The following is a 10,547-nucleotide window of genomic DNA, read 5'->3' as shown; positions in this document are numbered from 1 at the left end:
ACACTATTGAGTTCTCAAACAACAGACACACCCGGCACCACCACAACCAAACCACAGTCGCGGATCGCTCCGGAGCAACTTTCCAAACTTACCCGAACCCGAACCACTTCGCAAACCACGTTCCCGCGATCCACCAGCACTCCAGACCCGCCCCACCCTCTCACAGCACGCCAAGCGACGAACCATTTTTCAGGCTGTTTAGAAGGGGTTTGGCCGCCCTCGGTAACCAGCTCCTCGCCGGCCCCCTCTCGGCGACTTAGAAAACAATACACCCACCAACCCCCCACCGCAAACCCACCCAAACACCCCACCACCCACCCCAAAAACCCGCGCCAGCCCGCGGAACTTCGGCGGGATGGAGGCGCAGAATCAGGTGCCGGCGTCGTAATTCCGTTCTGTGTGGTGCGTCACCCGCGCCGGCGCGGCAGAGGACGCGGCAGAGGATGGGGCGTTAACGCAGAGAAGGGCCGGCAACCATACGGTTGCCGGCCCTTCTCAGGCAGCTGGAATCAGCGGCGCTGGATTACCAGGAAGACTTCGTGATGCCCGGGAGCTCACCGCGGTGAGCCATGTCGCGGAAGCGAACACGGGAGATGCCGAACTTCTGGAAGGTACCGCGGGGACGGCCGTCGATGATGTCGCGGTTACGCAGACGGATCGGGGAGGCGTTGCGGGGCAGCTTCTGCAGGCCGAGGCGTGCAGCTTCGCGTGCTTCGTCAGTCGCGTTGGGGTCAACCAGGGTCTTCTTCAGCTCGAGGCGCTTTGCGGCGTAACGCTCAACGATGACCTTGCGCTGCTCGTTGCGAGCGATCTTGGACTTCTTAGCCATGTTTAGCGCTCCTCTCGGAATTCGACGTGCTGGCGGATCTTGGGGTCGTACTTCTTCAGGACCAGACGGTCCGGGTCGTTACGACGGTTCTTACGGGTGACGTAGGTGTAACCCGTGCCCGCGGTCGACTTGAGCTTGATGATCGGACGTACGTCCTTGTCCTTAGCCACTAGAGCTTCACCCCTCGTGCAAGAATGTCGGCGACGACTGCGTCGATGCCGCGCACGTCGATGGTCTTAATGCCCTTTGCAGACACCTGCAGGGTGACATTACGGCGCAGGGACGGAACCCAGTAGCGCTTCTTCTGAATGTTCGGGTCGAACCGGCGCTTGTTGCGGCGGTGCGAGTGCGAAATGCTGTGTCCAAAGCCCGGCTCGGCTCCGGTCACCTGGCAGTGTGCTGCCATGACGACTCTCCTCTGAAAAATGATTGAAACGGCTGGCAGCGTTCTGCGTCACCGTGCGGCAGGCGGCGTTCACATCCAGCCCCATTGCCATTCCCCACGCCTAAACTCTTCGGCAAGACCGGGAATTCATTGCTGCGGCGAAATGCGATGGGCCACGGGCACCGGGCAATGGAAGCCATTGCGAAGTGCCGGAATGCTGGGCGAATACAGGAATGCACGCAACTTGAGCCCCTAACTACCGGCCTGCAGGACTGTTATTACTGCCAACAGCCACCGCCAACCGGAGCAATTGCACACGCTCCGCGCCACCTAGCGCCTACCAAGTCTACGAGACGTGCGAATTAAAGGCGAATCCGGCCGGCGCAAACCGTTGGGCAAACCCTTAGAGCCGGGTGAGTTGGGCGTACTTCGGCTGGAGACCGTCGCCCGAGGATTTTCCGGTGACGCGCCGGACAACCCAAGGGGCAGCGAACTCGCGGAACCATTGCGCGTTCGCACGGAGGGCGTCCACGCCGCTGAGCTCGGGCACCGGTGTCATGGGCGGAACCTCGATGGAGTGGTCATGTTCAAGTACGGTGAGGACGCGCTTGGCCATGTTGGCGTGGCCGGCGGCGGACATGTGCATTCGGTCCTTGGCCCACATGCCCCAGTCGTAATACTCGTTGAAGCGCCAGTAGTCGACCAGCAGCGCTCCATGGTCGCCGGCGATGCCGCGGACGAGTTCGTTGTAGATGGCTGTGCGGCCGCGCATCGTGCCAAACACTTTGGAGCCGCGGGCGTCGAAACCGGTAAACATCACCACCGTGGCGCCGGCCGCCCTGAGTTTACTGATGCCGGCGTCGTAATCTTCCAGCAGGTTATCGATGTCGATCTTGGGCCGGAGGATGTCGTTGGCGCCGGCGTAGATGCTCACCAAAGTCGGTTGAAGTTCGACGGCGGCATCCACCTGCTCAGCCATGATCTGTCGAAGCTTCTTGCCACGGATGGCAAGGTTCGCGTAGCCGAATCCCGGATCCGCGGCACCGAGTTGCTCGGCGACCCGGTCTGCCCAGCCGCGGACGCCATTGGGACGTGCTGGGTCCTCATCACCGACGCCTTCCGTGAAGGAGTCTCCCAAGGCTACGAATCGGGACGTGAAATTCATGGGGTTACTTCCTGGGCGGCTGTTCGCGGAGGATCCAGTGGTTGCTGTCCAGGCGCGCCACGATCTTTTCCCCAATGCGCGCGAGGTCCGCGACATCCTGCTCAGTCAGGGCGTCAAGGAACAGCGAGCGGACTGATTCCACATGACCCGGAGCCAGTCCCACAATGGTCCGCATGCCCTGCTCAGTCAGGTGTGCGGTGGTCACGCGGGCATCCCCCGGGTGCGGCCGGCGCTCCACCCACCCGCGGCTCTGGAGTTTGGTGACCACGTGGGAAAGCCTGGACAGTGACGCGCTGGTCCGGGCGGCCAATTCACTCATGGGCAGGAAGCGCCCCTCGGCCTCGGAGAGCATCGCCAGGACGTTGTAGTCGAACAAAGACACCTTGCCGGCGGTATGCAGCTGGGTGTCCAAGGCCGCCGGCAGCATGGTGTTGATGCTCAGCTGGGCGAGCCAGGCCCGGCGTTCATCGGCGTTGAGCCAGCGCGGTTCGGTCATGGCTCCATCCTAGGAGAAAAGAAGATTGACGATTCAAGCGGCACACTGTCCGGGGAAGGCAATCTGTGAAAAACGGTAGGCTGGCGGGCATGTACGTTGTTTCCCTGACCTACAAGGTTGCCCAGGATATCGTCGACTACCACCTCGATGCGCACGTGGCCTGGCTACAGGACGCCTTCGACGAGGGCGTATTTATGGCAGCCGGCAGGAAGGTCCCGCGCACGGGCGGCCTGCTGCTGTCGAAAGCTGACCGGCAAACGCTGGACGCCTCCCTGGCGAAGGACCCGTTCTACGTCAACGGCGTGGCCGAGTTCGCAGTCATGGAATTCGCCGCCAACCGGGTGGCTCCGGGGTTTGAGAACCTGCTGGACCAGCCCGCGCCGCAGACGTAACCCACTCAGGGTTCGGCCTGTTCCATCAGTTTCTTCAGGCCGCCCTTGCGGGGCACCTTCACGGGCTCGGGCCAGCGTGGGGTCAGGTTGTCCCCGAGCGTGACGCCACGGAGCTTCCGTCCAAAGAGCGGCAGCACCCAGTCGTTAACCCAGCGTCGTTGCCGTCGCTCCCAGTCGCGGAGCGTAATCCTCGACGGGGGCTCCCACTCCTTGAGGCTGATCTTGTGCGGCACGCCGAGGTGGTCCAGGACCTGCGCCGCCACATACTTGTGGCCGGCCTTGGACATGTGCAGGCGGTCCGCATCCCACATCCGGCGGTCTTGCAGGGCGTCGAAGCACCAATAGTCCACCAGCACCGCTCCGTACTTGGCGGCGAGTTCCCGCACCCGTTCGTTATAGGAGGTGTTTCTCCTTTTCAGCGGCTCCAGGAGCGCGGACACCCTGACGTCGAATCCTGTGAACAGCACGAGGGTTGCGCCGGTTCCCGCGAGTTTAGCCACGAGCGCCTCATACTGCTCCATGAGCGCATCCATGTCCGTGCCGAAGTCCAGGATGTCGTTGCCGCCGGCATACAGCGTTATGAGGGTAGGTTCCAAGGCAACCGCCGGTTCCAGCTGTTCGGCGATGATGTGGCGCAGCCGCTTGCTCCTGATGGCGAGGTTGGCGTATTCCCAGCCCGGCTCCGCTTTGGCGAGCCTCTCCGCCACGCGGTCGGCCCAGCCCCGCACACCGTTCGGCAGGTGCTTGCTCCGGTCCCCCACACCCTCAGTGAACGAATCACCCAGGGCCACGTACCGCCGTCGCCCATCCCGGTCCGGAAGCAAAGGATAAGAACCCACCCGGGACAAGGTACACACCCGGAGATACGCGCAGGCAAACCGCAGATGAACGGTGACGCTCCTTCCGGGGGCCAGAGCACCGGTCCTAGAGTTCGGCCTTCCCTTGCCGCCAATACCCCATAAAGGCAACCTGCTTCCGGTCGATGCCGACATCCCGGACCAGATAGCGCCGCAGGTCTTTGATGACGCCGGCCTCACCCGCCATCCAGGCATAGAACGGCATGGCACCGGCGGGCACGGCCGGGTTCTTGCTGGCGACGATGGCCGCTGTGTCCATGCGCGCAGGCGTCTCCCACAGGATCTCCTGGTCGACGTTGACGTCCTCCGGCTCGGGACCGGCGGCCGCGTCGGGCGACTTGATGCCCACCCAGCCCGGCACCGGGACGGCGGCCCGGACCGCTTCCTGGAGCAGCTCGCCGTGCGGACGCGAGCGCCCGATCGCGGCGCCGCGCGCGAGCCAGGTGATGTCGACGTCGGCATCGGTTTGGAGATCGAGGAAGTCGCCCGCCTCCGGGACTTCCAGGAACGCGTGGCCGGTCATGTACTTCGGCAGGCTTTCCAGGACAGCGCTGATGGCGGGAACGGCCGTCTCGTCGCCCGCCAGGAGCACGCGCTGGGCCAGGCCCGGCCGCCATTCGATGCCCGAGTAAATCTCCGCCGTAACGCAGTGCGCGGCACGGTTGTTCGGCCCGATGATGGTCATGGCGTCGCCCGGGCGGGCGTTGCGCGCCCAGTTCGCCGCGGGCCCCCCGTGACCGTCTGCATCGAAGTGCATCACGAAGTCGACGTCGATCTCGGGGTACACGGCGTCGAGCCTGGCATGGCGCACGGTGTAGGTGCGCATGGAGCCGCGGATGGCCGGATCCATGGCGAGCCACTCCTTGTACCAGCCCGTGTTCTCCATGTGAAAGGGCGGCAGCGCGAGCTGCGTGCCGTCGTGGGCAAGGGAAGGGATCACCAGCTTGATGCGCAGGTCCATGGTCCTGCCGTGCACGCCGAAGTCCCGCAGCGAGTAGCCGCCGAACGTGATGCGGCGGAAGTTTGCTCCGAGCGCCTGCACGGCACTGACCGTGACGTCGAACGCCAGCGTCATCGGTTCGGTGGCGAGCTGCGGCATGGCCCCGGACCTTTCCCGCGCCGCGGCCTTGGTGCCTGTCCCTGCAGGGCTGTTGACTGAGCTCATGAGACCAACTCCAGGGTTGTGGTTACGGCTTTTGGGGCTGCGGCGTGGTGGCGTCCGATCGGGATGATCAGCGGAGTGCCGGAAACCGGGTCCGGCAGCACGCGGGATTCCAGCCCGAAAACATCCAGGACCAGCTCTTCCGTGATCACGTCGGGAGCCCCGCCCTCGGCGACGATCCGTCCGCCTTTCAGGGCGATGACGTGGTCCGCGTACCGGGCTGCGAGGTTCAGGTCGTGCAGCACGATGGCCACCGTGGTGCCGCGCTGCCGGTTGAGGTCGGTGACGAGGTCCAGCACCTCCACCTGGTGCGCGAGGTCCAGGTAGGTGGTGGGCTCGTCGAGCAGGAGCACGTCCGTTTCCTGGGCCAGGGCCATGGCGATCCACACGCGCTGGCGCTGCCCGCCGGACAGCTCCTCGACGTTCCGCCCGGCGAGCTCCAGCGTTTCGGTGGCTTCCAGCGCGCGCTGCACCGCGGCGTCGTCCTTTTCTGACCAGCTGCGGAAGAAGCCCTGGTGAGGGTACCGGCCGCGGCCCACCAGGTCCCTGACCGTGATGCCGTCCGGGGCGGTGGGGTGCTGCGGCAGCAGACCCAGGGTGCGGGCCAGTTCGCGGGCGGGCAGGGAGTGGATGTCCTTTCCGTCGAGGGTGACGGTTCCGCCAGCGGGTTTGAGCAGCCGGGACAAGCCCCGAAGCAGCGTGGACTTACCGCAGGCGTTGGCGCCCACGATCATGGTCACCCGGCCCTCCGGGATCTCTGCCGTGAGCCCCTCAACGACGCGCCGCTGGTCGTACTGCAGCGTCAGGTCCTTCGCTTTGAGAACAGCCATGTCAGGCATCCTTTCGGTTGGCGGTGACGAGAAGCCACAGCAGGAAGGGGGCACCGAGGGCGCCCGTGACCACGCCGACCGGCAGGGCCGTGCCGTCCAGCAGCAGCGGGGCGAAGTTGGCGGCGAAGTAGTCGGCGGCCAGCACTATCAGGGCGCCTACAAGGGCCGACGCCGGGAGGCTGGCTTTGCCGGTGAAGCGGCGGGCAATGGGGCCCGCCAGGAAGGCGACGAAGGCCACGGGCCCGGCCGCCGCCGTCGCCACCGCGGCAAGCGAGACGGCGGTGAGCACCACGCCCAGCCGGGCGCGGTCCACGCGGATGCCGAGTCCGGCGGCGGTGTCATCGCCCAGTTCGATGATGCGCAGCGGGCCGGCCAGGACTGCGACGGCGGGCACGAGGACCAGCAGTGCCGCCGCCAGCACCCCGGCACGGTCCCAGCTCGCGTGGTTGAGTGAGCCGTTGAGCCAGACCAGGGCGTCGGCCGCGGTGCGGATGTCCGTGCGGGTCAGCAGGAAATTCACCAGCGCGCCGAGCGCCGAGGCGATCCCCACCCCCGCGAGGATGAGGCGGTTGCCGGCGGCGCTGCCGCTTCCAGCCCGGGAGCCGGATCCTCCCCTCAGCGCGCCGCTGCGGGAGATCCCGTAGATCAGCGCGGCGACGCCAAGGGCACCGCCGAGGGCCGCACCTGAAACGGCCGCGCCGGTGGCCCCGAATACAACGATGGCCGTGACGGCGGCGGCGCTGGCCCCGTAGCTGATGCCGATGACGTCGGGGCTGGCCAGCGGATTGCGGAGCATTGTCTGGAACAGGCCGCCGGACAGTCCGAAAGCAACGCCGATCATGGTGCCGATCACCGCCCGCGGCAGTTTGCTTTCCATCACGATGAAGCTGGCACCCGGAATTCTCTCGCCGCCGGTGAGGTGCGCAGTGAGGATCCGGAAGAAGTCGGGAATGGTGACGGTGTAGCTGCCGAGCAGGATGCCCGCGGCGAAGAGGATCACGACGGCGGCGCCCAGGATCGCTGTCCGGTTCAGCAGCGCCCGGCGCAGGAATGACGCCCGAACGGGCAGATAATGCCCTGTTTTCGCAGTTTTGAGGGCATTATCTGCCCGTTCGCGCTCTAGGCGGGGGGCCTCAAGTGTCCGTTCGCGCTGGGTGGTCACAGTCCGGCCCCCTTGCCGCGGCGGACGAGCCACACAAAGACCGGGGCGCCGACAAGGGCGGTCATGATGCCTGCGGGAACCTCGCCCGGCAGCAGCACCACGCGCCCGATGACGTCGGAAACAAGGAGCAGGGCCGGGGCGAGCACCAGGGAGAAAGGGAGGATCCAGCGGTAGTCCGGACCGGTCAGGAAGCGGACCGCGTGCGGGATGACGAGGCCGACGAACGCGATCGGGCCCGCGAGTGCGGTGGCTGAACCACAGAGCAGCACGATTCCCAGCGCCGTCACCGAACGTGTCAGGCCGACCCGCTGGCCAAGCCCCCGGGCAAGGTCGTCGCCGAGGGCCAGGCTGTTCAGTATGCGACCGGTACAGAGCACGAGCAGCGCGCCGGCCGCCAGGAACGGCAGGCCGGGAAGGATGACAGACCAGTCGCGGCCGGCGATGCCGCCCACCTGCCAGAACCGGAAACGGTCCAGGGTGTCCTGGCTGGAGACCAGGATGACGTTCATCAGCGAGTACAGGCCTGCGCTGAGGGCTGCGCCAGCAAGGGCGAGCTTGACGGGCGTGGCGCCGTCCCTGCCCATGGACGCAATCAGATAAACGACGACGGCGGCCGCCGCGGCCCCGCCGAATGCGAACCAGATGTACGCGCCCAGGGAGGACGCGCCGAAAAGGTAGATGCCCGTGACCACGGCCAGGGCCGCACCGGCGTTTACGCCGATAATGCCGGGATCGGCCAGCGGGTTGCGGGTAACGCCCTGCATAGCGGCGCCGGCCAGCCCGAGCGCCCCGCCGGCAAGCAGTCCCATGATGGTGCGCGGGATCCGGGCATGGATCACGGCGTGGTCGCCGTCCCCCGGATCGAACTGAGTCAGTGCCTGCCAGACCGTGGCCAGGGAAAGGCCCCGCGCGCCCACGGCCAGCGACACTGCACAGACAAGGACAAGTACGACGACGGCGGCGGCCAGCCAGGCGGCCCGCATTCCGGAGGCGCGCGTTCCCTTCTCGCGAGCTGGCAGCTGATGCCCCCTCAGAGCCGAAATGGGGTCATTAGCTGCCAGTTCGCGCGGGGCGAGCGGGCCGGACGGTGAGCCGGGCATCATGCTGCCGGCCGCCGTCGTCGTACGTGGTGTCATTGCTGGTTACTGGACCGCGTCGGCAGCTTTACCGAGCTGCGGGAGGAACGTGTCCAGCGACCACGGCAGGCTCAGGGGTGAGGCGGCCGAGATAGAGAGGGTCAGCGTGTTGTCCGAGTCAGCCACCAGGGCACCGTCCTTGATGGCGGGGATCTGGCCGAGCAGCGCGTCCTTCTTGATGGCGTCGGTGGTCTTGGCGTCCGGGACCCACGTCACGAAGATGTCGGAATCCAGTTCGTTGGCCTTCTCTGCGGACCATGCCAGGAAGAAGTCCTTGGAACCCTTGGCCTTCTCCTCCACAACCGGGGCCAGCTTCATGCCAATTGAGGACAGGAACCGCGGGCGGTTGTCGTTGGCGGTGTAGACGTTGACACCGTCGCCCTTGGCGGGCTCAAGGTTGCCGTAGATGAAGGTCTTGCCCGCGAGCTGCGGGTACTTGGCGGCCTTCTCCTTGATGGTGGCCTCGGTCTCGGAGATCAGCTTCGCTGCCTCGGCTTCCTTGCCGAGGGCCTTGCCGATGATGCTGGTGGAGTCCTGCCAGGAGGTGCCGTAGGCGACGTCGGGGTGGGCAACGACGGGAGCGATCTCGCTGAGCTTCTTGTAGTCCTCTGCGGTCAGGCCCGAGTAGGCGCCGAGAATGACATCGGGGTTGAGCTTAGCGATCTCAGTGAAGTTGATGCCGTCAGCCTCGGAGTACTGAACGGGGGCCTTGTCTGTGCCGAAGCCTGCGCCGAGCTTTTCGAGGGCGGCGTCCTTCCAGGGAGTGGAGCCTTTGTCGTTGCCGCCCCACTCGTTCTTCGGGATGCCCACGGGAACCACGTCCAGGGCGATGGCGACGTCGTCATTTACCCAGGACACGGTGGCGACGCGCTTGGGCTGCTCTTTGATGGTGGTCTCGCCGAAGGCGTGCTTGATCGTCACGGGGAACTGCGTGCTGGACGACTCCGAAGCGGAAGGATCTGAAGCGGAAGCAGCCGGGCCGGTGGAGCAGCCGGTCAGCGCCAGGGCTGCGGCAGCCACAACGGCGGTGGCCTTGCCGGCGGTCTTGAGGAGGGCGCGGCGGGTGGTACCTGCGCCGGGCACACGGCCGGGGCCGGAGAAGAGGGGGGAAGTCACGGAACTCCTTAGATCAATGAAGCGAACGCGACTAAGGCTAGCCTATCCTCTCTCGAATTACGAAAGCTTTGCGTCGCGTAATTCTCCGTGCAGTGCCGTGCCCCCGCAGCGCCCTGCTGCTCCGCTGGTTGAGCTTGCTGAACCTGGTCTCCAGCAAGCTCAACCAGAGCCCCCGTCTAGCGGTATGAAATGCTCAGCAGGAGTGCCTTCAGGGCCTGCCCTTCGTCGCCCGCAAGCCATGCCTTGGCGGCTGCGTCGCTGGCAAAGGGCTTTTCGATGAACTGGACATCCGCGACGAGCACATCTCTTCCGACGCGGATGATGCCGTCCTGCGCCAGGTCTGCGCCGGAAGGCGGGGCCCCGGCCGTGAGGTGCATGCGGTAGACGGACGCGTCCGCCACCCGGTCCACGTAGAAGGAGTAGTGCGCGGCGGGAGCCGGCTGCTTCTGCAGGCCCGGAACCGGCTGGGTTTCGAAGACGTCCCTGGTGACCGGGTGCGTCACGCCATCAGCAATATGCCCCGAGTAAATGGTCACCTGCCGGTTGCCGTTGGCGTCGTAGACAGTCGCCGTGCCCGATGCCGGCGCCGCCCCCGACCCGGTGAAGAGTTCCACTTTCCATGTGGCCGGGTATTTAAAGGACACCCTGTCACCCGGGAACGTGAAGGTTGCCAGGTCAGCGGAACCGGGCGCGGCGGTGCCGGACCCGGCAGCACCCGGCGCACCGGCACCCGGCGCAGCAGCTCCTGGCTTCGTGCTGGAAGGTGCAGGCGAGGCCGGCGCAGGCGTGGCGGTCGCGGGCGCATCCGTGGCAGTCGCGGTGGAGGTGGCGCCGACAGCCGCCGCCGAGGGGCTCGCATTGTTGGACGCCGACTCCGCGACTGCCCCGCAGCCGGCAAGGCTGAGGGCGGCTGCGGCCGCCAGGGAGGTGACGAACGTGGCGCGGTGAGGAGTACGCATGATGGTGCCTTTCGTGAGGACGCCGTCAAGCTCGGCAGAGGGTGGCTCTGGCCCGCCG

At 66.1% G+C, this 10,547-nt stretch carries 13 protein-coding genes; 1 reads left to right on the top strand and 12 read right to left on the bottom strand.

The annotated features are described in order from the left end of the window. Positions 1-523 precede the first annotated feature (523 nt). The 5 genes from rpsN to ACIP90_RS17185 all read right to left on the bottom strand — a co-directional run bounded on the left by rpsN (position 524) and on the right by ACIP90_RS17185 (position 2,875). The gene (rpsN, locus tag ACIP90_RS17205; RefSeq protein ID WP_003798555.1) at positions 524-829 is read right to left on the bottom strand and encodes a 30S ribosomal protein S14; all 306 of its coding nucleotides are present in this window, start codon (positions 827-829) and stop codon (positions 524-526) included. A 2-nt stretch (positions 830-831) separates the two neighbouring features. Further along, positions 832-999 (bottom strand): 50S ribosomal protein L33, encoded by a 168-nt coding sequence (gene rpmG, locus ACIP90_RS17200; RefSeq protein ID WP_003798558.1) that lies wholly within the window; start codon positions 997-999, stop codon positions 832-834. Then, positions 999-1,235: a 50S ribosomal protein L28 gene (gene rpmB / locus ACIP90_RS17195; RefSeq protein ID WP_400481670.1), complete on the bottom strand. Its 237-nt coding sequence runs from the start codon at positions 1,233-1,235 to the stop codon at positions 999-1,001. The genes rpmG and rpmB overlap by 1 nt, the downstream gene beginning before the upstream one ends. 382 nt (positions 1,236-1,617) lie before the next feature. Further along, positions 1,618-2,379, bottom strand: coding sequence for an SGNH/GDSL hydrolase family protein (locus ACIP90_RS17190; protein WP_400580774.1), 762 nt, complete (start codon positions 2,377-2,379; stop codon positions 1,618-1,620). A gap of 4 nt (positions 2,380-2,383) precedes the next feature. Next, complete coding sequence (locus tag ACIP90_RS17185) at positions 2,384-2,875, bottom strand: MarR family winged helix-turn-helix transcriptional regulator (RefSeq protein WP_400580773.1); 492 nt, start codon at positions 2,873-2,875, stop codon at positions 2,384-2,386. Between the two features lie 89 nt (positions 2,876-2,964). Here ACIP90_RS17185 and ACIP90_RS17180 point away from each other — a divergent pair, with 89 nt between their 5' ends. Continuing rightward, on the top strand, positions 2,965-3,267 hold the full coding sequence (locus tag ACIP90_RS17180) for a YciI family protein (protein WP_400580772.1): 303 nt from the start codon (positions 2,965-2,967) through the stop codon (positions 3,265-3,267). 5 nt (positions 3,268-3,272) lie between these two features. Here ACIP90_RS17180 and ACIP90_RS17175 read toward each other — a convergent pair whose 3' ends face one another. The 7 genes from ACIP90_RS17175 to ACIP90_RS17145 all read right to left on the bottom strand — a co-directional run bounded on the left by ACIP90_RS17175 (position 3,273) and on the right by ACIP90_RS17145 (position 10,489). Beyond that, a complete protein-coding gene (locus tag ACIP90_RS17175; protein ID WP_400580771.1) occupies positions 3,273-4,106 on the bottom strand; it encodes an SGNH/GDSL hydrolase family protein in 834 nt (277 codons plus the stop codon). An 85-nt stretch (positions 4,107-4,191) separates the two neighbouring features. Continuing rightward, the gene (locus ACIP90_RS17170; RefSeq protein ID WP_400580781.1) at positions 4,192-5,223 is read right to left on the bottom strand and encodes a siderophore-interacting protein; all 1,032 of its coding nucleotides are present in this window, start codon (positions 5,221-5,223) and stop codon (positions 4,192-4,194) included. A 62-nt stretch (positions 5,224-5,285) separates the two neighbouring features. Further along, positions 5,286-6,116, bottom strand: a complete 831-nt coding sequence (locus ACIP90_RS17165; protein ID WP_400580770.1) for an ABC transporter ATP-binding protein — start codon at positions 6,114-6,116, stop codon at positions 5,286-5,288. A 1-nt stretch (position 6,117) separates the two neighbouring features. Continuing rightward, positions 6,118-7,185, bottom strand: a complete 1,068-nt coding sequence (locus ACIP90_RS17160) for a FecCD family ABC transporter permease (protein ID WP_400580780.1) — start codon at positions 7,183-7,185, stop codon at positions 6,118-6,120. Positions 7,186-7,274: 89 nt separating this feature from the next. Beyond that, on the bottom strand, positions 7,275-8,261 hold the full coding sequence (locus ACIP90_RS17155; protein ID WP_400580779.1) for a FecCD family ABC transporter permease: 987 nt from the start codon (positions 8,259-8,261) through the stop codon (positions 7,275-7,277). Positions 8,262-8,420: 159 nt separating this feature from the next. After that, positions 8,421-9,530: an iron-siderophore ABC transporter substrate-binding protein gene (locus ACIP90_RS17150; RefSeq protein ID WP_400580769.1), complete on the bottom strand. Its 1,110-nt coding sequence runs from the start codon at positions 9,528-9,530 to the stop codon at positions 8,421-8,423. A gap of 176 nt (positions 9,531-9,706) precedes the next feature. Continuing rightward, complete coding sequence (locus ACIP90_RS17145; protein WP_400580767.1) at positions 9,707-10,489, bottom strand: hypothetical protein; 783 nt, start codon at positions 10,487-10,489, stop codon at positions 9,707-9,709. Positions 10,490-10,547 lie beyond the last annotated feature (58 nt).

This window comes from Arthrobacter sp. NPDC093139, from assembly GCF_044754165.1.
In the GTDB taxonomy this organism is placed as follows: Bacteria; Actinomycetota; Actinomycetes; order Actinomycetales; family Micrococcaceae; genus Arthrobacter.
Note: the sequence above shows the minus strand (reverse complement) of the source record. Positions and strands in the feature narration are given on the sequence as shown.